Origin of the sequence: Luteimonas sp. WGS1318, assembly GCF_043187535.1 — a bacterium.
In the GTDB taxonomy this organism is placed as follows: Bacteria; Pseudomonadota; Gammaproteobacteria; order Xanthomonadales; family Xanthomonadaceae; genus Luteimonas.
Map to the genome: position 1 here is coordinate 2,631,950 of NZ_CP171131.1, position 23,485 is coordinate 2,655,434.

10 protein-coding genes and 2 tRNA genes are annotated in these 23,485 nt (G+C 69.5%); 5 read left to right on the forward strand and 7 right to left on the reverse strand.

What is annotated here, in order from left to right; genetic code table 11:
- Positions 1–15 precede the first annotated feature (15 nt).
- Complete coding sequence (locus ACF3M1_RS12040) at positions 16–1,512, reverse strand: MFS transporter (protein ID WP_394000955.1); 1,497 nt, start codon at positions 1,510–1,512, stop codon at positions 16–18.
- Between the two features lie 200 nt (positions 1,513–1,712).
- On the opposite strand from ACF3M1_RS12040, the gene ACF3M1_RS12045 reads away from it, so the two are divergent.
- Together ACF3M1_RS12045 and pulA are read left to right on the forward strand one after the other, a co-directional pair.
- Positions 1,713–3,332 carry an alpha-glucosidase gene (locus ACF3M1_RS12045; protein ID WP_394000957.1) on the forward strand — a complete coding sequence of 540 codons (1,620 nt, stop codon included), beginning with the start codon at positions 1,713–1,715 and terminating at the stop codon, positions 3,330–3,332.
- Positions 3,325–6,069: a pullulanase-type alpha-1,6-glucosidase gene (gene pulA, locus ACF3M1_RS12050; RefSeq protein WP_394000959.1), complete on the forward strand. Its 2,745-nt coding sequence runs from the start codon at positions 3,325–3,327 to the stop codon at positions 6,067–6,069. Before ACF3M1_RS12045 ends, pulA begins: the two co-directional genes overlap by 8 nt.
- 22 nt (positions 6,070–6,091) lie before the next feature.
- Here pulA and ACF3M1_RS12055 read toward each other — a convergent pair whose 3' ends face one another.
- Entirely contained in the window at positions 6,092–7,030 is a 939-nt protein-coding gene (locus ACF3M1_RS12055; protein WP_394000961.1) for an oxygenase MpaB family protein, read from the reverse strand.
- A gap of 239 nt (positions 7,031–7,269) precedes the next feature.
- On the opposite strand from ACF3M1_RS12055, the gene ACF3M1_RS12060 reads away from it, so the two are divergent.
- Complete coding sequence (locus ACF3M1_RS12060) at positions 7,270–10,020, forward strand: TonB-dependent receptor (RefSeq protein ID WP_394000963.1); 2,751 nt, start codon at positions 7,270–7,272, stop codon at positions 10,018–10,020.
- On the opposite strand, the gene ACF3M1_RS12065 is transcribed toward ACF3M1_RS12060, so the two are convergent.
- The 4 genes from ACF3M1_RS12065 to uvrB form a co-directional block, all read right to left on the reverse strand.
- Complete coding sequence (locus ACF3M1_RS12065; RefSeq protein WP_394000965.1) at positions 10,008–10,331, reverse strand: hypothetical protein; 324 nt, start codon at positions 10,329–10,331, stop codon at positions 10,008–10,010. The two genes, ACF3M1_RS12060 and ACF3M1_RS12065, sit on opposite strands and share 13 nt — an antisense overlap.
- Complete coding sequence (locus ACF3M1_RS12070; RefSeq protein WP_394000967.1) at positions 10,328–19,063, reverse strand: GH36-type glycosyl hydrolase domain-containing protein; 8,736 nt, start codon at positions 19,061–19,063, stop codon at positions 10,328–10,330. The genes ACF3M1_RS12065 and ACF3M1_RS12070 overlap by 4 nt, the downstream gene beginning before the upstream one ends.
- 471 nt (positions 19,064–19,534) lie before the next feature.
- A tRNA-Val gene (locus ACF3M1_RS12075) sits at positions 19,535–19,609 on the reverse strand.
- Positions 19,610–19,667: 58 nt separating this feature from the next.
- Positions 19,668–21,701: an excinuclease ABC subunit UvrB gene (gene uvrB / locus ACF3M1_RS12080; protein ID WP_394000969.1), complete on the reverse strand. Its 2,034-nt coding sequence runs from the start codon at positions 21,699–21,701 to the stop codon at positions 19,668–19,670.
- A 181-nt stretch (positions 21,702–21,882) separates the two neighbouring features.
- On the opposite strand from uvrB, the gene ACF3M1_RS12085 reads away from it, so the two are divergent.
- Both ACF3M1_RS12085 and ACF3M1_RS12090 read left to right on the forward strand, forming a co-directional pair.
- Entirely contained in the window at positions 21,883–22,407 is a 525-nt protein-coding gene (locus ACF3M1_RS12085; protein ID WP_394000971.1) for a GspH/FimT family pseudopilin, read from the forward strand.
- Between the two features lie 126 nt (positions 22,408–22,533).
- A tRNA-Asn gene (locus ACF3M1_RS12090) sits at positions 22,534–22,610 on the forward strand.
- 416 nt (positions 22,611–23,026) lie between these two features.
- Here the strand turns inward: ACF3M1_RS12090 and ACF3M1_RS12095 are convergent.
- Positions 23,027–23,482 (reverse strand): type IV pilin protein, encoded by a 456-nt coding sequence (locus ACF3M1_RS12095; protein WP_394000973.1) that lies wholly within the window; start codon positions 23,480–23,482, stop codon positions 23,027–23,029.
- Between the last annotated feature and the right edge of the window lie 3 nt (positions 23,483–23,485).

Genomic DNA, 23,485 nt, shown 5'->3' on the forward strand with positions numbered 1-23,485 from the left:
TCCAGCAGGATGGATTCAGGGCGGGGTGACGGCCAGCTCGGAGCGCGGCCGCGCGACACGCAGCGCGAACAGCCCGCCGATCGCGAGGCTGGCGCCGCCGAGCATCAGCACGCGCACCGGATCACCGTCGAAGACGCGCCCGAGCAGTACGCCGAGCGTGCTCACCGCCACCAGCTGCGGGATGACGATGAAGAAATTGAAGATGCCCATGTACACGCCCATCTTGTGCGCGGGCAGGCTGTCGGATAGCAGTGCATACGGCAGCGACAGGATCGAGGCCCAGGCGAAGCCCACGCCGACCATCGACAGCAGCAGCCACTGCGGATCGCGGATGAAGGCGATCGACACCAGCCCGGCGCCGCCGAGGAACAGGTTGACCAGGTGGGTCAGTCGCAGGCCGAGGCGTCGCGCCATCCACGGGATCATGATCGCGGCCAGCGCCGCGAAGCCGTTGTAGGCCGCGAACAGCACGCCCACCCAGTTCGCACCCTCGTTGAACGCGGCCGACTGCGGGTCGGCACTGCCGTAATGCGTTTGCGCCACGGCGGCCGTGGTGTAGATCCACATCGCGAACAGGCCGAACCACGAGAAGAACTGCACCACCGCGAGCTGGCGCATCGCCGGCGGCATCGCATGCAGGTCGGCGGCGATCGTCGGCAGCATCCGCTGCGGCGCCATGCGCGTGGCGATCAGACGCAGCGCGCCGTAGGCCAGCGGCAGCCCCGCCAGCACGTAGAGCATGCGGTCCCAGCCGAGCCCGTAGACCAGCGCCACGCCGGCGACGCCCGCGATCAGCCAAGGCAACCCGCCGGTCGCACGCGGCACCGGTGCGTCGGCCGCCGGCAATGCGCCCAGCGGTTCGGCATCGTCGAACGCATGCAGCACCTCGGGCGGATATTCGCGCGTGCGCAGCACCGTCCACAGCACCGCGAGCAGCAGCACGGCGCCGCCGAAATAGAACGCATAGCGCACCGTGTCGGGCACTTCACCCGGCCCCGCGGTATTGGCCACGCCGAACTTCGCGAGCACGAACGGCAACGCGCTGGCGATCACCGAGCCCACGCCGATGAAGAAGCCCTGCATCGCGTAGCCGGTGGGCCGCTGCGGCGGCGCGAGCTGGTCGCCGACGAAGGCCCGGAACGGCTCCATCGACACGTTGAGCGAAGCGTCGAGCACCCACAGCGTGCCGGCGGCGATCCACAGCTCGGGCGAGTTGGGCATCACCAGCAGCGCGGCGGTCGAAAAGATCGCGCCCCAGAGGAAATACGGGCGCCGACGGCCGAGGCGCGTCCACGTGCGATCGGAGAAGTAGCCGATCACCGGCTGGACCAGCAGGCCGGTCAGGGGCGCGGCGATCCACAGCCCGGGCACCTGCTCCATATCGGCGCCGAGCGTCTGGAAGATGCGGCTGACGTTGGCGTTCTGCAGGGCGAATCCGAACTGGATGCCCAGAAAGCCGAAGCACATGTTCCAGATCTGCCAGAACGACAGTGGCGGTTTCGTATTGCGCATGTGCTGCGACTCCCCTCCCAAGGACCGCTGCGCCGTCGCGGCAGTGCGAGGGCGGACCCATGGTAGCGAGCAGCCGTTCGACGGCCACGACCTGCATACGTATTCATCGCACGCGCCGCCACCGCACGCTTCCGCATGCGCCGCACCATGCACTAACGTCGCATCGCGTCGCGCACTGCGGCGGGGAGGCGAGACGAGCGATGGCGAACAACCCGTGGTGGCGCGGTGCGGTGATCTACCAGATCTATCCGCGCAGCTTCATGGACAGCGACGGCGACGGCATCGGTGACCTGCCCGGCATCATCGACCGGCTCGACCATGTCGCTCGACTGGGCGTGGACGCGATCTGGGTGTCGCCGTTCTTCCGCTCACCGATGCACGACTACGGCTACGACATCGCCGACCAGTGCGACGTCGATCCGATGTTCGGCACGCTGGGCGATTTCGACGCCCTGCTGGCCAAGGCGCATGGCCTCGGCCTGAAGGTGATGATCGACCAGGTGTTCAGCCACACCTCGATCGAGCACGCCTGGTTCCAGGAAAGCCGCGCGTCGCGCGACAACCCCAAGGCCGACTGGTACGTCTGGGCCGATGCGAAGCCCGACGGCACGCCGCCCAACAACTGGCTGTCGATCTTCGGCGGCCCGGCCTGGAAGTGGGAGCCGCGGCGCCGGCAGTACTACCTGCACAATTTCCTGTCGAGCCAGCCGGACCTCAACTTCCACAACCCGGACGTTCAGCAGGCCACGCTGGACTACGTGCGCTTCTGGCTGGACCGCGGCGTCGACGGCTTCCGGCTCGACTCGATCAACTTCTGTTTCCACGACCCGGCGCTGCGCGACAACCCGGCCAAGCCCGAGGCGCTGCGTCTGGGCCGCGGCTTCTCGCCGGACAATCCGTATGCCTTCCAGTACCACTGGTACAACAACACGCAGCCGGAAAACATCGGCTTCATCGAGCAGTTGCGTGCGCTGATGGACGGGTACACGGACGTCGCCGCGCTCGGCGAGATCTCGTCCGAGGATTCGCTGGCCACCACCGCCGAGTACACCAGCGCCGGCCGGCTGCACATGGGTTACAGCTTCGAGCTGCTGGTCGACGATTTCAGCGCCGGCTACATCCGCGGCACCGTCGAGCGCCTCGAGGCAGCGATGACCGAAGGCTGGCCGTGCTGGGCGATTTCCAACCACGACGTGCAGCGCGCGGTGACCCGCTGGGGTGGCGCCGATGCCAGCGACGACTTCGCCCGGCAGATGATCGGACTGGTGTGCACGCTGCGCGGCTCGGTCTGCCTGTACCAGGGCGAGGAGCTCGGCCTGCCCGAGGCCGACGTGCCGTTCGAGCAGCTGCGCGATCCCTACGGCATCACGTTCTGGCCGAACTTCAAGGGCCGCGACGGTTGCCGCACGCCGATGCCGTGGACCGCCGATGCCGGCGCCGGTTTCAGCACCGGCACGCCGTGGCTGCCGATTCCCGATGCGCATCGCGCACGCAGCGTCGCTGGTCAGGAGACCGACGACGGCTCGGTGCTCGCCGCCGCGCGCCGCTTCCTGCACTGGCGCCGCGCGCGGCCCGCGCTGGTCGTGGGCGACCAGCAGTTTCTCGATGCGCCCGAGCCGGTGCTGGCCAGCGTGCGCGCTGGCGACGGCGCGCGCGTGCTCTCGGTGTTCAACCTCTCGAACGCACCGGTCGACTGGCCGCTGCCCGAGGCACTGGCCGGCGCGCGCCCGCTCGATGGACACGGGCTTGCCGCCGCGGTGCTCGACGCCGGCGTCGTGCGCCTGCCGGCCCACGGCGTGCTGTTCGCCGACGTTGATTGACGCCTCGGCCCCGCGCGCGGCCCGCAGCGGCCTGCGCGCGTTGACGCTGGCCGTCGCCGCATTCGCCTGCGGCGCTGCGATCGCCTCGCCGCCACAGCGCGACGACTGCGATGCCCCCGCGTTCGCGCGCACCCTGCATCCGGTGCCGGCCGATGCCCCGGTGCACGCCGCTCGCGCGCACTGGCTGAACCGTCATCTCATCCGCTGGCCGGGCGCCGCGCCGGCAACCGACACGCGGTTCCGGCTCTACCACGCGGCGAACGCGACGCTGGACGTGCGCGCGGGGCGACCCGTGGCGGGCTTCGACCGCGCACTCGACGCGGTGCCGCACACCGCCGCGCTGCCGGCGCCCCTGGCAGCGCGCTTCGCCTTCGTCGACCCCGGCGCCACGCTGACGATCGACGCCGACGACGCGATGCTGGCCAGCCTGCACCGGGGCCAGCTGCTGCTGGTCCACGAAGACGCACGCGGCCACGTGCTCGACGCCACCGCGCTGCAGGTGGCCGGTGCGTTCGATGACCTGTACGCGTCCGCAGTCGACGCGCCCGTCCTCGGTGCGGTGCTCGACACCGACGCGACGCGCTTCCATCTGTGGGCGCCGTCCGCGCAGGCGGTCGCGTTGTGCCTGTATCCCGATGCCGATGCCGGTGCCGGTCCGCTCGCGGCGCTGGAACGCGACGCCGCGACCGGCGCGTGGCACGGGCGGCTGCCGGGCGACCACGGCGGCGACGGGTACCTGTACCTGGTCGACGTGTTCGTGCCGGGCACCGGCATCGTGCGCAACCGTGTGACCGACCCCTACTCGGTGGCGCTGGACGCGGATTCGCGACGCAGCATCGTGCTCGATCTCGATGCGCCTGCGCTCAAGCCCGAGGGCTGGGACACGCACGCCGTGCCGACCCTGGGCCCGACGACCAACATGGTCGCCTACGAGCTGCACGTGCGCGATTTCTCGCGCGACGACCAGCGCGTGCCCGAGGCGCAGCGTGGCCGCTACACCGCGTTCGAGGCGCAGGACTCGCACGGCGTCCGCCACCTGCGCCGGCTGCGTGCGGCCGGCGTGACCGACGTGCACCTGCTGCCGGTCTTCGACCTCGCCACCGTGCCCGAGACCGGCTGCATCACGCCCGAGGTGCCCGATGCCGCGCCCGACAGCACGGCGCAGCAGGCTGCGGTGATGGCGGTCGCCGCGCGCGACTGTTTCAACTGGGGTTACGACCCGCTGCACTTCAACGTGCCCGAAGGCAGCTACGCCAGCGACGCGGCGGACCCGGCGGCGCGGATCCTCGAATTCCGGCGCATGGTCCAGGCGCTGCACGGTCTCGGCCTGCGCGTGGGCATGGACGTGGTCTACAACCACACCAGCGCTTCGGGCCAGCACCCGCAGTCGGTGCTCGACCGCATCGTCCCGGGTTACTACCACCGCCTCGATGCCGACGGCCGCGTCGAGACCTCCACCTGCTGCGACAACACCGCGACCGAGCACGCGATGATGGCGCGGCTGATGATCGACTCGGCCGCGCTGTGGGTGCGCCACTACCGGATCGACTCCTTCCGGTTCGACCTGATGGGCCACCAGCCGCGCGACGCGATGCGCGCCTTGCAGGCCCGCGTGGACGCCGAGGCCGGCCGCCCCGTGCCACTGATGGGCGAAGGCTGGAACTTCGGCGAGGTCGCCGGCGACGCACGCTTCGTGCAGGCCACGCAGGCCCGTCTAGGCGGCACCGGCATCGCGACCTTCAGCGACCGCGCGCGCGATGCCGTCCGCGGCGGCGGGCCGTCCGATCGCGGGGATGCACTGCGCGGCCAGCGCGGCTGGATCCACGGGCACGACGACGACGCCCTGCTCCGCCGTCAGGCCGACCTCGTGCGCGTGGGCCTCGCCGGCACGCTGCGCGATTACCGCATGACCATGCACGATGGTGTGGAACGGCCGCTGTCGGCGATCGACTACGCCGGGCAGCCCGCGGGCTACGCCGCCGCGCCCGGCGAGGTGGTCAACTATGTCGAGAACCACGACAACCACACGCTGTTCGATGTCGGCGTGCTGCGTCTGCCGGACGATGCTGATTCCACGGCACGCGTCCATGCACAGGTGCTGGCGCTGGCGACCACCGCCTTCAGCCAGGGCATCGCCTACCTGCACGCCGGCGTGGAGCTGATGCGGTCCAAATCGCTTGACCGCAACAGCTACGACTCGGGCGACTGGTTCAACCGCATCGACTGGAGCGGCGACACCCACGGCTTCGGCCACGGCCTGCCGCCCGCGCCGGACAACGCCGCCGACTGGCCGCAGCTGCAGCCGCTGCTGGCCGACGCTGCGCGCATCCGTCCACCGCGCGAGGCGGTGATGCAGGCGCGCGACATGAGCCTCGACCTGCTGCGGATCCGCGCGAGCACACCGCTGTTCCGTCTCGAACGCGCGGACGATGTCCAGGCGCGCCTGCGGTTTCCCGGCAGCGGCGCGGACAGCGATCCGCGCCTCGTCGCTGGGCATCTCGACGGACGCGGGCTCGACGACGCAGGATTCCGCGACGTGCTGTACGCGATCAATGTCGCCGACGAGGCACGCACGCTCGATGCGCCGGAACTGGCGGGGCGCGGCTGGCGTCTGCACCCGGTGCATCTCGCGGCCGACGCGGCCGACCCGCGTCCCCGCGACGCGTCGCGCATCGACGACGAGGCCGGTCGCTTCACGGTGCCGCCGCGTACGGCGCTGGTGTTCGTGGTGCCGTAGTCCGCTGTTCCGACGGTGCCGGTCAGCGACCGAGATCCACGCCGTCCCAGTGCCGCAACCGCTCGGGCGCGACGCCGACACGCCGGCACGCGCGCGGTGCGATGCCGTCGGGCAGCGCCGCACGGAACAACGGGGCCGTCGTCCGCAACAGGCGCGCGCACGCCCGGTGTCGTGCGCGCTGTAACGGTGTGACCTCCAGCAGCGCCTCGGCCCAGGGCGGCAACAGCGCCGCGCCGGCGCCGAGAAACACTTCGCGCGAGAACGTGGCGCCCGGCACAGGCAGGCGCACGCGGCGCAGCACCGCGAGCACCTCGCGTGACCGCGCATCGAAGCGCAGCTCCGGTCGCACCCGTTCGAAATACGCGTCCACGGCGGCCGACGACGCCGGCACGTCGCGCGCGCCCAGCGCTTCGGCGACGCACCGAGATTCGTCGTAATACCGATCGTCGAATCCCGCGGGCCCCGGCATGCCCGCATAGGCGCGGAAGCCTTGCAGGAAGGCATACGCCTCCGACACGTGCACCCAGGTCAGCAGCGCCGGATCGTCGGCCGAATACCCGACGCCGTCCGCGGTGGTGCCGCGCACGCGCGTGTGGATCGCGGCGACGCGTGTGATCAGCTGATGCGCCTGTTCGGTGCCGGCGTAGGTCGTGCCGGCGACGAAAGCCGTCGTGCGGCGCAGGCGCCCGACGAGGTCGGTGCGGAAATCGGAGTGGTCCCACACGCCGGCCAGCGCGCGCGGGTGCAGCGCCTGCAGCAGCAGCGCGCACAGACCGCCGGACAGCATCCCCGGAAAATCCGCATGCACGCGCCAAGTCACGGTGTCCGGGCCGAACAGCCCCGCATCACCGGCCGGTGTTTCGTACTCGATGCCGCTCTGGCCACGGGGAAACACCCCCAGCACCCAGCCGCGGATGGCCGCCTGCATCGCACCGACCGGACCTCTGCGTGATTCGCTCATGCCCCAATGCTATCCGGGCACGACTGCACCGGCCGCGAACCTCCGCCCGGCGTGGTCCGCCGGAGTGCGCTGCTGCATGCATAGGCACGCCACGCCATGAATACGTATGCAGGCTGCGCCGGTGCGCGAACCCCGCGACTACCATGGCCGCGACCCGTCCAGCCCCGCTGTTCCAGCGACGCGCATCGACGGCACAACTCGAAAATACAGCTGTCCGCTGGACACCCTTGGGAGGGGAGATGTCGAAGCTCGATCGCAACCTGCTCAGTGCCGCACTGTCGTCGGCACTGCTGATGCTCGCCGCCGGCGCGCACGCACAGACCACCACCACAACCTCCGGCACGACGCCGGCCGCGGGCGACGCCACCGAGCTCGACCGCGTCACCGTCACCGGCATCCGCCGCGGCATCGAGAGCGCGATCGCGGTCAAACGCGACGCGACCTCGATCGTCGAATCGGTCTCGGCCGAGGACATCGGCAAGCTGCCCGACGTCAGCATCGCCGAGTCGATCGCGCGCCTGCCCGGCCTGTCGGCGCAGCGCGTCGCCGGCCGCGCGCAGGTGATCAGCGTACGCGGCCTGTCGCCCGACTTCGCCACCACGCTGCTCAACGGCCGCGAGATGGTCAGCACCGGCGACAACCGCAGCGTCGAGTTCGACCAGTACCCGTCGGAACTGGTCAGCGGCGTCACCGTGTACAAGACGCCCGACGCCGCCCTCGTCGGCCAGGGCCTGTCGGGCACGCTGGACATGCAGACCGTGCGCCCGCTGAACTTCGCCGATCCGGTGATCACGCTCAGCGGCCGCTTCCAGCGCAATTCGCTGGGCGACGCCGCCGACACCGATCCCTACGGCAACCGTCTGAGCGCGAGCTACATCGGCCAGTCGGCGGATCGCCGCTTCGGCTTCTCGATCGGCGTCTCGCACAGCGATACGCCGATCCAGGAAAACCAGGTCGGCCTCTACGAGCCGTGGAAGACCGACGCACGTCCCGGCCTCGCCGACGGCACCTGGGCGACCGACGGCATGAAGGCTCTGCGCCGCACCGGCTACACCAAGCGCGACGGCATCATGTCCACGCTGCAGTTCCGTCCGTCGAACATGTGGACCAGCACGCTGGACCTGTTCCACTCGCGCGCCGAGCAGGAAGACACCGCGAACCAGTTCGAGGTCAACACGCAGTACAACGGCTCGTTCCCCTGCGACCCGGCGTGCGTCTACAGCAACGTGCGCACCAGCGACAACGGCAGCTTCGCCGGCGGCACGCTCACCGGCGTCTATCCGCTGGTGCGCGGCATGTACAACCGGCGCGAGGACCGCATCTCGGCCGTGGGCTGGGCCAACGAGTTCAACTTCGAACGCGCGCGCCTGACCACCGACGTCAGCTGGTCGAAGGCCAAGCGCAACGAGATCAGCCTCGAGAACAACGCGCAGCGCCTGCCCAACCCGTCGCTCGACACGATCGAGCTCGACATTCGCGGCAACGGCTTCACGCAGATGGCGCCAGGTCTCGACTACTCCGATCCGTCGCAGCTGTTCCTGACCAACACCATCTACGGCTCGGGCTACGGTAAGACCCCGCGCGTCGAGGACGAGCTCAAGGCCGCGCGCGTCGGCCTCACCCTGCCCGCGCCCGCCGGCCTCACCTGGCTGGCCGATTTCGATCTCGGCGTGAATTACGCCGACCGCGAGAAGGCCAAGCGCCAGCCCGAGGGCAACATCAACCTCGGCGCGCAGGGCGACACCGCGATCGCGGGCGACCTGCAGTACGGTCTGGTCGACCTGGGCTTCGCCGGCGTCGGCTACATCCCGGCGTGGAACGTGCCCGGCGCAGTTGCGCGCTACATGACGTTCGAGCCGACCGAGGATCTGGACTATCTGATCCCCAAGGCCTGGACGGTCAGCGAGAAAATCACCACTGCGTTCGCCCGCGCCAACATCAGCAGCGACTGGGGCGACACTGCGGTGACCGGCAACGTCGGCGTGCAGATCCAGCGCGTCGACCAGTCGTCGGCCTCGAACTACTGGGATGCCACCCAGCCGGCCGGCAGCAACGTGCGTCCGTTCGAGGACGGCAAGACCTATACTGACGTGCTGCCGAGCATGAACCTCGCCTTCGCGTTGCCGAACGAGCACACCGTGCGCGTCGGCCTCGCCGAGCAGGTCGCACGCCCCCGCGTGGACCAGCTGCGCTCGTCGCTGGAATTCGGTGTTGATGACCAGGGCCGTCCGGGCGGCAGTGGTGGTAACCCGCTGCTTGATCCCTGGCGCGCATACGCGTTCGATGTGTCTTGGGAGAAATACTTCGGCAACCGCGCGTACGTGGCCGCCGCGTTCTTCTACAAGGACCTGCGCACGTACATCTACACGGAAACCCGCGACGGCTACGACTTCTCCGCACTCCTCGCGAACTATGTGCCGCGTCCCGGTGCTTCTCCGATTACGCAGACGACGGGCAATTTCACAGCGCCCCAGAATGCGGAAGGCGGCACGCTGCGCGGTCTGGAGCTGACGGCCTCGCTGCCGTTCGACCTGTGGAGCGAATCGCTGCGCGGCTTCGGCATCGTCGCCAGTGCCAGCTTCAACGACAGCAGCATCCAGATCCTCGATCCGGAAAGCGCGAACAGCGTGGGCAGCGATCCGATCGATCTGCCGGGCCTGTCCAAGCGGGTCTACAACCTGACCGCCTACTTCGAGCGCAACGGCTTCGAAGCACGGGTGAGCCAGCGTCGCCGCTCGGACTTCATCGGCGAGATCGGCAACTTCGACGGTGCGCGCACGCTGCGCTACGTCGTCGGCGAGAACATCACCGATGCGCAGCTGAGCTACAGCTTCGGTGACGGTTCGTCGCTCGACGGCCTGACCCTGCTGTTGCAGGCCAACAACGTGACCAATGCGGCCTACCAGACCTACGCGGGCACCCGCGACCGTCCGCTGGAACACATCGAGTGGGGCCGCACCTACCTGCTCGGTCTGAACTACCGGTTCTGACGTCGGTGGTCCCGGGCAGCCGGGACCTCCGCCGCAGCCACAGGCGGCACCCACTGGACGGGGCGGTCATGACGACCGCCCCGTTCTGCGTCTGCGGGCCGGGTCAGGCCCTCCGCGGCGAGCAGCGCGTCGAGCCGCGCCCGCACCCGCGCGCGCATGGGGCCGTCCGGCACCCGTGCGAGCAACTGCGCGGACAAGGCATCGAACTGGGGCCAGAACGCGTCCGCCGCGCGCAGGTGCGAACGCCATACCGGCAGCATCCGGGCCAGGGCCCCGAAGGCACGTTCCACGTCGACCGGCAGGCCGGTCATGCGTCGTCCCGCGCCGCGCGCGGCCACTCGAGCACCAGCGTGTGCACGGCCTCGGCCGGATCCAGGTCGATCGTCAGGTCGTCGCGCGCCTGCCCGTCGAGGCGCAGGGTCGCCGGCCCGCGATCGGTCTGCACCACCTCGATGCGGTACACCGCCGCACCGTGGCGCAGCTGCATGCGGTAGCCGGGCCAGGCATCGGGTATGCACGGCACGATGCGCAGGCGGTTGCCCTCGCGCTGCAGGCCGAGCAGCGATTCACTGAGCAGCCGGTACATCCAGCCCGCCGATCCGGTGTACCAGGTCCAGCCGCCGCGCCCGACATGCGGCGCGACGCCGTAGACGTCGGCAGCGAGCACGTAGGGCTCGACCTTGTAGACCGCCGCGCCGGCGGCGTCACCGCCGTGATGCACGGGGTTGATCATCCGCGCCAGCTCCCAGGCACGCTCGCGGTCGCCGAGCGCGGCGAAGGCCATCGCCGACCACACCGCGGCATGCGTGTATTGCCCACCGTTCTCGCGCACGCCCGGCACGTAGCCGCGGATGTAGCCCGGATCGTGCGCGGTGGTGTCGAACGGCGGCTCGAGCAGCTGGATCAGTCCGGCCTCGCGTTTGACCAGATGGGTGTCGAGCGCATCCATCGCCTGCCGCGCGCGCGCGGGATCGCCCGCGCCCGACAGCACCGACCAGCTCTGCGAGATCGAATCGATCCGGCATTCGTCGCTCGTCTGCGACCCGATCGGCGTGCCGTCGTCGAACCAGGCGCGCCGGTACCAGCCGCCGTCCCAGGCATGTGCTTCGAGATTTCGCTGCAGGGCCTCCGCGCCGGCGACGCAGGTCGCCGCAAACACCGCGTCGCCGCGCGCCGCCGCCACCTTCGAGAAGCGCTGCAGCACGTCGTAGAGGAAGAAGCCCAGCCACACGCTCTCACCCCGGCCGCCCTCGCCCACCCGGTTCATGCCGTCGTTCCAGTCGCCGGTGCCGATCAGCGGCAGCCCGCGTTCGCCGAGCAGCGACAGGCCGCGTTCGAGTGCGAGCACGCAGTGCTCGTAGAACGGCCGCACCCGACCCGACGGCATCGGCAGGTCGTAGTACGACTCCTCGTCGGCATTGACCAGCCGGCCCTCGATGAAGCCGACGCGCGCGTCGAGCACCCGTACGTCGCCGGTCACGTCGAGATAGCGGCAGGCGGCGAGCGGCAGCCACAGGTAGTCGTCCGAACAGCGCGTGCGCACGCCGCGGTCGGCCGGTGGATGCCACCAGTGCTGCACGTCGCCCTGCGGGAACTGGTGCGCGGCACTGAGCAGCAGATGGGCACGGGTCAGTGCCGGCGCCGCGTGCACGGTCGCCATCGTGTCCTGCAGCTGGTCGCGGAATCCGTAGGCCCCGCCCGACTGGTAATAGCCGCTGCGCGCGAGATAGCGGCAGGCGAGCGTCTGGTACAGCAGCCAGCCGTTGACCAGAAGATCGGCCGCCGGTTCCGGCGTCTCGACGCGCACGCTGCCGAGCGTCTGCAGCCAATGCAGACGCACCGCATCGAGCGCGTCGTGCGCGGGCGTGGAACCGCGCAGGCGACGCGCCAGTTGCAGCGCCGCCTCGGGACTGTCGCCGATGCCGAGGCGGAACACCGTTTCGGTGGCCTGGTCCGGCGCCAGATCCACCTGCACCTGGATCGCGGCGCAGGGATCGAGCCCGGCGCCGAGCAGCCCGGACAGACGCGTCCGACGCAGCGCGTCCGGATTCTGCAGGCTGCCGTTGCGGCCGAGGAATTCCGTGCGATCGGCGGTGACGCTGCGGCGGTCGCCGTCGACATCGAAGAACGCGACCCGGCCGGCGAACTCGGTGTTGTACGGGTTGCGCGCAGTCAGCACGCCGCTCGCCTCGTCCTGTTCGCTGATGACGTGCATCTGCGACTTCACCCGGATGTCGCCGAGGATCCATTCGACATACCCCGTGGCCGACAGCCGCCGCGCCCGCCCTGACAGGTTGCGCAGCTTGAGCACGCTGAACTTCACCGCATCGTGCAGCCCGACGTAGATCCACAGCTCGCTGGCGATGCCGTCCTCGACGTGCTCGTAGACGCTGTAGCCGAAGCCGTGACGCGTGCGGTAGGCGCCGCGGCCGCGCCGTGGCAGCGGCATCGGCGACCAGACGTGACCGGTGACCTCGTCGCGCAGGTAGAAGGCCTCGCCGCCGGTGTCGGAGACCGGATCGTTGTGCCACGGACTCAGGCGGAACTCGTGCGCGTTCTCGAACCAGGTATAGCCCGGCGCGCTGTCGCTGACGACCGTTCCGAAGGTCGCATTGGCCATTACGTTCGACCACGGCGCCGGGGTCGCCCTCCCGTCCTCGAGCACGATGACGTACTCGCGGCCGTCGGCGGCGAATGCGCCGAGACCGTTGTCGAAGACCACGGCCTCCGATACCGATTCGAACGGCCAGGGGTCTTCGTCCTCCGCGTCGGCGTCGCGCGCGGGCGGCAGCCCGTAGAGTCCGCCGGCGCTGCGCGCATCGGTCGCGACGCCATCGGCCGGCACCTCCGGCGCCAGCAGCGGCTGGCCGCGGTCGGGCACCGCATGGCGCAGGACCTGCGCCGCCAGCGTGCCGTGCTGGTCGCCGACGATGACCCGGGCCACCGACTGGATCAGGATGCGGTCCTCCTGCGAGATCTGCTGCGCGGGCCGCACGAAGATGCCGCCCGGGCGATCGAGCACGTTGCCTTCCGGGCCGGCGGACACCAGGCCGAGGATCTGCTCCTGCAGCTGCTGCCGGTAGCCCACCTGGTCCTCGTTCCAGATCACCAGATCGACGTTGAGGCCCTTGAGCCGCCAGTACGCGTGCGCCTGCACCATCTGCCGCACCAGCTCGATGTTCTCGGCATCGGCGATCTGCACCAGCACGATCGGCAGGTCGCCGGAGATGGCGTGGCCCCAGAGCCCGGACTGGCCACGCCGGTTCTGCAGCAGCACCGCACTGTCGGCACGCAGGAACGGATGCGCGAACACCATCAGGCCGGCGATGCGCTCGTAGAGCTGGGCATCGGCCTGCGAGGCGTTGATCTGCCGGCGCACGACCTGGCTGTGGGTCCAGGCGAGGTCGAACACGCGGTCGGCGAGGCGCCGGTCGCGATATTTGTCGATCAGCGCGCCGCAGGCCTCGCGGTCGGCGCCGACACCGGTGACCAGGTCGAGCACCGCCGTCTGCTCGGGCGCCAGGGTGAGGCGCACGCGGATCGCGACGATCGGATCGAGCACCGAGCCCGCCGTGTCCGACAGGCGCCCGGGGCGCTGAACTGCCAGCGGATCGCGCGGCGTGCGGCCACGGCCGAGGAAGCGCGCGCGGTCGGTCTCGTAGGAGATTTCGAGGATGTCGGCATCGTGCGCGGCGAGCAGGTGGCACGCCCACGGCGGCACCTCGTCGTGCGCGCGCGGACGCCGCGTGCACAGCAGCGCCTGCTTGTCGCGCACGATCTCGGTCTGCACGAACAGATTGCTGAAGGCCGGATGCAGCTCGTCCGACAGCGCCGGCGCGAGCACGACTTCGGCGTACGTGGTGACCTCGATCGTGCGCGGCTGGCGCGAGCGGTTGCTCAGGCGCAGGCGCCGCAGCTCGATGTCGTCCTCGGCCGAGATCGCGATGTCGAGATGCGTTTCGATGCCGCGCCGGCGGCCGCGGAACTCGGCCTTGGCATCGGAGAAGATCGCCTCGTAATGCTCCACCGGCACGCGCATCGGCTGGTGCGCGGCCGACCAGGCGTCCCCGCTGTCCACGTCCTGCAGATAGCAGAAGCTGCCCCAGTGGTCGCGTGTGCCGTCCTCGCGCCAGCGGGTGACCGCCATGTCGTGCTGGCGCAGGTAGCCACCGCCCGCGCTGGTGAGCAGCGCATGGAAGCGGCCGTTGGACAGCATCTGCACCGCGGGCCGCGACGTGTCCGGCGTGCGGAACACGCGCAGTTCCGTCTCGCCGACCGTCGCCGTGGTGCGCACGCCGACCGACTCCACCGCGTGCGGCCGGAACACGCCGGTGCGCGGCACGCGCTCCTGCAGCAGCAGCAACGTCGCCTGGAACTCGGCATCGGCGACGAAGCGCTTCTGCATCGGCTGTTCGCACAACAGGTGGTCGAGCGCGAGGAAGCCCATGCCCTGGTGGTGGGCCATGAACGAACGCACCACCGCATGCGTCTGTCCGCGCGGCAGGCGCGTGGCCGTGTAGTCGATCGCCTCGTACATGCCGAACCGCCCGGAGAACCCGGCCGCATCGAGCCGCTGCAGGTTCTGGGTGGCCTGCTCGGGCGCCACCATCAGCGCCATCATCGTTGCGTACGGCGCGATGACCAGGTCTTCGCCGAGGCCGCGCTTGAGCCCGAGCGCCGGCACGCCGAACGCGCGGTACTGGTAGTTCATCCGCGTATCGACGGTGTTGTAGCCCGACTCCGAAATGCCCCAGGGCACGTCGTGCTGGCGGCCGTAGGCGATCTGCGCCTGCACCGAGTGGCGCGCCGTCTGGTCGAGCAGCGTGTCCGGATAGCTGGGCATCACCAGCTGCGGCATCAGGTACTCGAACATCGAGCCGCTCCACGACAGCAGCGTGGGATTGCCGTCGACCTCGGTCAGCAGGCGACCGAGCGCGAACCACGTGTCCTGCGGCAGCTGGCCCTGGGCGATCGCGACGAAGCTGCACAGGCGCGCTTCGGAGGCGAGCAGATCGTAGTGGCCCTGGTCGAGCCGGCGGTTGTCGACGTCGTAGCCGATCGCCAGCAGATGCCGCGCCCGGTCGTAGAGGAAGGCGTATTCCATCAGCGAGAACTGGCCGGCGACGTGCGCCAGCCGCTCGAGCTCGTGGACCCGGGCGCAGGCCAGGGCGCGCGTCTGCGCAGGCGTCTCCGGGCTGCACAGCGCGCGCAGCGACGGAATGCCGCCGTCGGCCCCGCCGCCGGTGCCGGTGCCGGCATCGGCGTGCCATGTGCGAACGGCCTCGATCGCCGCGCGGCAGCCGGCCTGCAGGCGGATCGCCCAGAGGCGCGGGGAATCGACGATGGCGGCCGCGGCGTCCGGCGCATCGACCACGGGCATCGCGGCGAGCAGACCGTCGATCGCCGCGTCCAGTGCAGTGAGCAGATCGGAGGCCGCGGACAGCGTGGACGGCGGCGCCGCGAGCGCCTCGTCCAGACACGCCCGGCAGGCGGCGGCCGCGTCGAGCCAGTCACCGGAGGCGTCCGCCGGCACGTCGACCCACTCGTTCAGCACCGCGAGCGTGTCGGCCAGCCCGGCGAACGTCTGCGGCGCGAGTACCGGCGCGTCGATCAGGGCCAACAGGCCCTGGCGCAGCGTGAGCAGATGGCCCGCCAGGTTGCCGCTGTCGACGGTCGAGATGTACCGCGGGGGCAGCGGTGCGAGCGTCTCGGTGTCGTACCAGTTGTAGAAGTGCCCGCGATGGCGCTCCAGCCGCTCCAGTGTGTCGAACACCTGCCGGCTGCGCCGCGCGACGGCCTCCGACTGCACATAGCCGAAATCCCAGGCCGCCAGGTTGGCCAGCAACGACAGGCCGATGTTGGTGGGTGACGTGCGGCGCGCGACGACCAGATCGGGATGCTCCTGGATGTTGTCCGGCGGCAGCCAGTGGTCCTCGGCGCGGATGTTGACCTCGAAGAACGCCCAGGTGCGTCGCGACAGCCGTCCCAGGAACGCCCGCTGCGCGGCCGACAGCTGCGTGCTGCGCTGCGACGGCGGACGGCTCAGCCAGGCCATCAGCACCGGCGAGGCCGCCCACAGCACGAGGACCGGCGTCGCGATCCAGAGCGCGGCGGGGTTCAGCCGCCACAGCACGGTGGCCGTGGCCAGCGCCAGCAACGGCGCGATCCACATCGCGCGCAACTCGGCGGCCATCCCGGTACCCAGGGCTCGTTCGACTTCGCTGGACGGATTCCACTGCAGCAGATGGCGGCGGCTGACCAGCGTGCGCCACAGCGTCGCCGCGATCGCCGACACGCTGTACGCCGCCTCGTAAGGCAGGCATGCAAAATTCACGATCGCGCGCAGCAGGCCGCGCCCTGTGGCATCGCCGACCTGCAGCAGGTGGGTGTCGACGCGCATGTCCGGTGGCTTCGACAGCAGGTCGCGCAGCGCCGGGATCAGCACCGGCGCGAAGAACACCGCCATCAGCCACAACGTCCAGGCCAGCGGCGCCTGCAGGGTCAGCCAGCCCATCAGCAGCAGCGCGAGCACTGCCGCCGGCACCAGGCTGCGGCGCAAGTTGTCGATCAGCTTGCCGCGCGACAACCACGACAGCGGATTGCGGGCACGCGCGTCGGTCGCGGTCGGCACCCACGGCAGCACCCAGGGCAGCAGCTGCCAGTCGCCACGGATCCAGCGGTGACGCCGTTTGACGTCGGCGGCGTAGCGCGCGGGATAGTCCTCGTACAGACGCACGTCGCTGACCAGACCGGCACGCGCGTAGCAGCCTTCGAGCAGGTCGTGGCTGAGGATGCGGTTGTCGGGAAAGCGGCCGTGCAGGGCCTGCTCGAACGCATCGACGTCGTAGATGCCCTTGCCGACGAACGAACCTTCGCCGAACAGGTCCTGGTAGACATCGGACACGGTGCGCGTGTAAGGATCGATGCCGGGCTCGCTGCCGTACATGCGCGCGTAGCGGCTGATCCGCCGGCCGCTGAAGCTGCTGCCGACGCTCGGCTGGAGGATGCCGTAGCCGCGGGTGACGCGCTGGCGCGCCGGATCGAAGACCGCACGATTGAGCGGATGGGCCAGCGTGGCCACGAACTCGCGCGCCGCGTCGCGTGGCAGGCGCGTGTCGGAATCCAGAGTGATCACATAGCGGACGTTCTCGAGCACCGCCGTCCGGCCGACGACCCGCTCGAACGCCTCGCAGCCGCCGCCGCGCAGCAGCGCGTTCAACGCCGCCAGCTTGCCGCGCTTGCGCTCGTGGCCGATCCAGCGGCCCTCGCCTGCGTTCCACGTACGAGGCCGGTGAAACAGGAAGAAACGCTCGCCACCCGGCGCCGGGCTGTCGGCGAGATACCGCTGGTTGAGTTCGTCGATCCGCATGGCCGCGTGCGCGAGCGTGGCCGCATCGCCCGGCAGGGTGGCCTGGTCCGCGTCGAGATGATCGCTGAGCAGAGCGAAATGCAGATGCGGATCGCGGTTGGCGAGGAAACGCACCTCGAGACCCTCGACCAGGGCATCGACCGAGGCGACGTCGCCGAACATGCACGGCACGACGACCAGGGAGCGGGCGGTGACCGGAATGCCGTGGGAGAAATCGAGCCGTGGCAGCGGCTTCGGCGCGACCACCACCGTCGCCATCCAATTGGTCAGCGCGATGCCCAGTTCGCTGAAGACGAGCACGCCCAGCACGGCCAGCAGCCAGACCGGCACCGGGGCGACGTCGTGGCTCCCCGCCTGCCCGATCAGGCCGCTGGTCGCCAGCGCGACGACCACCGCGATCAGCGCCAGATAAGCCGGCAACGGCACCGTGCGGGGCGCGAGTCGCACGCGCCGGCGGCCAGAGGCCGTGGCCAGCGCGGTCAGCGTCTGCGGCACGCCGTCGTCGACGAGGTAATAGCCGACGTGCGCCTCGATCGCGTCGGCGGCATGCGTCCTGGCCAACAACACGGTCGTATCGGCGACGGTGATCTCGCTGACCCCGGCGCGTCGGGCGATGGTTTCGATCGCATGCCGGTAGTGGTCGCGCGTGCTGAAATCCATCAGGCCGTAGGTCTGGGCCGGATCCTCGCGCAGCACCGAGTCGACCAGGCTCATCGTTTCGACGTATTCGCGCCAATCCATGTGCGCCAGGAAGCGCAGGCTGCCGATGCTGTTGCCGATCGACACCTGGTCGGCGGCCTGCTGCTGGCTTTCGGCATGCACCAGTGCTTCGATGCGCAGGCCGCCTTCGGTCAGCCACTGTTCGATCCAGGTCAGCGGCAACGACAGCAGCGCGCCGCGTCCGTGCAGTCCGCGCGTGAGCTCGGCGACGAAGGCGCCGCTGACCGGCGGTGCGCTGCGCGCCATGTCGGCGACCACCAGCACGACATCCTTCGGCGCCTCGGCCGCGGTCGCATTGAGCCGCTCGGCCCAGCGCCGTGCGAGCCGGTGGTCGCGCCCGTCGTGGATCACCCGCACCGCCATGCGGCGCAAGTTCTCGATCACCGCCAGCCGTAGCATGATCGGAATCGCCCACAGTTCACCGATCGCCAGCGGCGTGACCGTCTGGTAGGCGGCGACGAACCGGCTCAGCGTGGTCGCGTCGATCTGGCCGTCGCCGTGGGCCACGGCCTCCATTGCCAGGTCGTAGACCCGGGGAAATCCCGCCGATGCGCCCTGCGACAACGCGGGAAGCTCGCGGCTGTAGCCCTTTGGCAGATGTCGCCGCGCGAGCCGCACCTGCTCCTCGATCAGATGGTAGTTGTCGAGCAGCCACTCGCCGGCCGGCGTGATCCGGATGTCGTCGCGCACCATCCGCGACAGGAACGCCCGCGCCTCTTCGAGCAGCGCCGCGTTGTCGCTCAGCCGCGACAGCAGCCGATCGGGCACACGGTCCGCATGGATGTGATGGGTGAGCGCGAGCGCGCGGCCGTGCAGTTCCATCTGCTCGGCGCTGAACAGCTGCGCGCGGAGCGGCGCCTCTTCGAGATCAGCGGCATGCAGTGCGGGGGAGAAGCGCTCGCGTCCGCCGCGCAGACGCCGCCAGACGCGGGATATCGACGACACAGAGCCCATAGCGATATCCGAGAGCCGACGGCCCATAGGCGGCCATCATTGCACCCGGTCCTGTGGGGGGCGTGACGAGACGCGTGCGCGCCCCGCCCGTTGCAGGGCTCCGGGTTTACACGCAGGGCGCGCGTTGCGCGGTCTCATGCCCGCCCCTGCCCCGGCATCGTGAATCCGCGCCTCCGGCGCGCGCTCGGCGGTCCCAGCGTCCCCGACGGCACGGCCTGCAGGCGCGCCGCCCGCAGGACACATGCGACGCAGACTGGCCCGACAGTCGAAGCACGCGTGGCGCTGGCGGCGCCTCGACAGTGACGCGACCCGGCATATGCGCCCGGCGCGGAACCACTCGGAATCCCGGACACGGCAACGCGAAGCCCGGTGACGGGCGGCCTACAGGATGTGTGGGGGCAGTGCGGGGTCGGTCTTCACCTGCACTGCATCTTCGATCCACCGAAAGCCTGTTGCATCAAGGCTTTGAGGTGGTGGGCGGTACAGGGTTCGAACCTGTGACCCCTACCATGTCAAGGTAGTGCTCTACCGCTGAGCTAACCGCCCGAAGGGGGCGAATCATACACCGGATTCGCGCGATGTCGAATACCCCACGCGCAAATTTCTATCGGACCAGGCTGAGGTCCTTGATCTGGCGGATCTGGTCGCGGATGCGGCCCGCGGCCTCGAACTCCAGATCGCGCGCATGCTGGTACATCTGCTGCTCCAGGGCCTTGAGCCGCGACGCGAGCTTGTCCGGCGGCAGTGCGGCGTAATCCTCGACCGGCTCGGCGACCTTGCGCGTCTTGCCCCGCCCCTTCTTCTCGAGCTCCGGCTCGGCGCGCGCGCCTTCCATGATGTCGACGATCGCGCGCGCTACCGACGTCGGGGTGATGCCGTGCTCGGTGTTGTACTCGACCTGCTTGGCCCGGCGACGATCGGTCTCGTCGAGCGCCATCTGCATCGAATTGGTGATGCGGTCGGCGTAGAGGATCGCCTTGCCGCGCAGGTTGCGCGCGGCGCGGCCGATGGTCTGGATCAGCGAGCCGCCCGAGCGCAGGAAGCCTTCCTTGTCCGCATCGAGGATCGCGACCAGCGACACCTCGGGCATGTCCAGGCCCTCGCGCAGCAGGTTGATGCCCACCAGCACATCGAACTTGCCGAGGCGCAGGTCGCGGATGATCTCCACGCGCTCGACGGTATCGATGTCCGAGTGCAGGTACCGCACCTTGACGTCGTGCTCGCCGAGATATTCGGTAAGGTTCTCGGCCATGCGCTTGGTCAGCACGGTGATCAGCACGCGGTCGCCCATCGCCACGCGTGCGTTGATCTCGCCGAGCACGTCGTCGACCTGGGTGGCGACCGGGCGGATCTCGACCTCGGGATCGATCAGGCCGGTCGGCCGCACCACGAGTTCGACCACCTGCCCTTCCGATTTCTCGAGCTCGTACTTGCCGGGCGTCGCCGAGACGAAGATCGCGCGCGGCGAGCGGCCCTCCCACTCCTCGAACTTCAGCGGGCGGTTGTCGAGCGCCGACGGCAGGCGGAAACCGAAGTTGACCAGGGTGTCCTTGCGCGCGCGGTCGCCCTTGAACATCGCGCCGATCTGCGGAACCGTCACGTGAGATTCGTCGAGCACGAGCAGCGCATCCGGCGGCAGGTAGTCGAACAGGCACGGCGGCGCCTCGCCGGGCATGCGTCCGGTCAAGTGCCGCGAATAGTTCTCCACGCCGTTGCAGTAGCCGACCTCGGCCATCATCTCGAGATCGAACTGGGTGCGCTGCTGCAGTCGCTGGGCCTCGACCAGCTTGTTCTCGGCGTAGAACTGCTCCAGCCGCGGCGGCAGCTCGGCCTTGATCGCCTCGATCGCCTCGAGCGTCGTGCGTCGCGTGGTGACGTAGTGCGACTTCGGATAGATGGTGTAGCGCGGCAGCGTGCGCCGGGTCTCGCCGGTCAGCGGATCGAACTGGGTGATGCGCTCGATCTCGCCGTCGAACAGCTCGATGCGCAGCGCATCCATCTCCGATTCCGCCGGGTGGATGTCGATGACCTCGCCGCGCACGCGATAGGTGCCGCGGCGCAGCTCGGTGTCGTTGCGGCTGTACTGCATTTCGGTCAGCCGGCGGATCAGCTCGCGCTGGTCAATGCGCTCGCCACGCACGATGTGCAGCACCATGCGGAAGTACTCGTTCGGGTCGCCGAGGCCGTAGATCGCCGACACCGAGCACACCACGATCGCGTCCCGCCGCTCGAGCAGCGCCTTGGTCGCCGACAGCCGCATCTGCTCGATGTGCTCGTTCACCGAGCTGTCCTTTTCGATGTAGGTGTCCGACGACGGCACGTAGGCCTCGGGCTGGTAGTAGTCGTAATAGCTGACGAAGTACTCGACCGCGTTGTGCGGGAAGAACGACTTGAACTCGCCGTAGAGCTGCGCGGCCAGCGTCTTGTTCGGCGCCATCACCAGCGTCGGCTTCTGCACCTGCTGGATCACGTTGGCGATCGTGTAGGTCTTGCCCGAGCCGGTCACGCCGAGCAGGGTCTGGTGCGCCAGCCCGGACTCGAAGCCCTCGACGAGTTTCTCGATCGCCTGCGGCTGGTCGCCGGCGGGCTTGTAGGGCGAGACGAGCTGGAACGCGGCGGGATGGATGACGTCGTTCATGGCGGCGGCGATGCGGGGGAACCGCTGAAGTGGGGACGGACCGGGCCGGGGGCAACGCCGCGCCGGATCGGATTCCGACCATAGCAGCCGGTTCATTCCGACCTCGCGAAACGGCCCCGGCCGAATCCCGCGCGCCGGCGCCGGGCGCAGTCTGGCGGTTCCTGGCCGCACGGATGCCGCCATGTACCACCGGAAGGGCTTCACCCTGATCGAACTGGTCACGACACTTGCGATCGTCGCGGTGCTGCTGGCCGTCGGCATTCCCGGCTTCGGCGACGCCCTCGCCCGGCTGCGCGTGCAGACCGCGATGCACCGCGTCAGCACCGACCTTGCGATGGCCCGCAGCAGCGCGATCATGCGCCGCTCGCCGGTCGTTGCCTGCCCTGGCACCGGCATGAGCGGGTGCCGCGCCGACGCCGACTGGAGCCGGGGCTGGATCGTCTTCGCCGATCCGGACGGCAACCGCAGGCCGGATGCCGTCTCCGACCTGCTCCGCGTATCCGACCCGCCATCGGGCGCCGGGCGCACGCTGAGAATCGGCGCGACCCGCAACTTCGTCCGCTACCAGCGCGACGGGCGCAGCGCCGGCACCAACCTCACGGTGCGCGTCTGCAGCGGCGACACGCTGAATGGCGAGGTGATCGTCAACAATCTCGGCAGGGTACGGACCGCACGGCCCGCCCAGTCACAGCCTTGCCCGCTTTAAGCGTCCAAGACAGACGGGGCCTATCGATCACAACGCGCCACCTCGCGCCCCCCGGCACTGCGCCGAGACGAAACTTCGTTGGCAAGGCTTGACCAAGGCCGACAACCGACTAGAATGTGCGTCCCCGCCCGAATAGCTCAGCCGGTTAGAGCACTTGACTGTTAATCAGGGGGTCGTTGGTTCGAGTCCAACTTCGGGCGCCAGATAAAGAAAAACCTGCGCAGAGATGCGCGGGTTTTTTGTTGCGCGCAAGTTAGCCGCATCCCGAATGCGTGCGTAGCCAAGTTCGGACGTGAAGCTGCCTGCCTTCAACAATGTTCGCCCAGTCGCGCGCCGGCGCTCTCAACCCGAGAACGCGCGGACAGGCGGCGAAGTGCGGGGTTCGAGGGAGTTCGCGCGCAACACACTGACTTCGGTGCTTGAGAGATAACGCTGTCGGCTCGAGCAGCGGCAGCGGCCTAGCATGCACTGCTGGACCGGTCGACCTGTGCGGAACTCCACGATGCCAGGGCGTGCGCGATGCCAATTCCAAGAAGTAAGCAACTGGCGCGGCGCCCCGATAACAGCGAACGACGAACTCAGCGGCCTACGGCTCGATGTTCGCGCGTCCGCCCGGGACTCACCAACACTCGGCCAGTGGAGCCGTTCCGGTCCTGGCCTTCTGCCCGGTGTTCGTGAGACTAAGCGTCCCGCAACGCGTGTCCTTTGCTTGCGGACTGCCCGCTCGTGGCGTCGCGACAAGCGTGAACGTATTGGCGGTCACATTCTGCGTGGCGAGGTCGTAGGCTACGACAGCGCCGGCTGTCGTAGGCGATACACGGCTAGCGACAGGAACGTTCGCTGCAGTCCAGAACGTCGCATAGGTGTTGTTCACCGTATGGTGACGCTCGAACCGCTGCGCGAGCTCGACCAGATCGGCCTTGGCCTGCGCGCGTCGTGACTTGCGTACCGAGTCCTGGTAGCTGGGATACGCGATCGAGGCAAGAATCGCGATGACGGCCACGACCACCATCAATTCGATCAATGTAAAGCCGCTCGCGCGCAGCGGCGGTACTGCGGAGCGACGTGTGGTCATTGG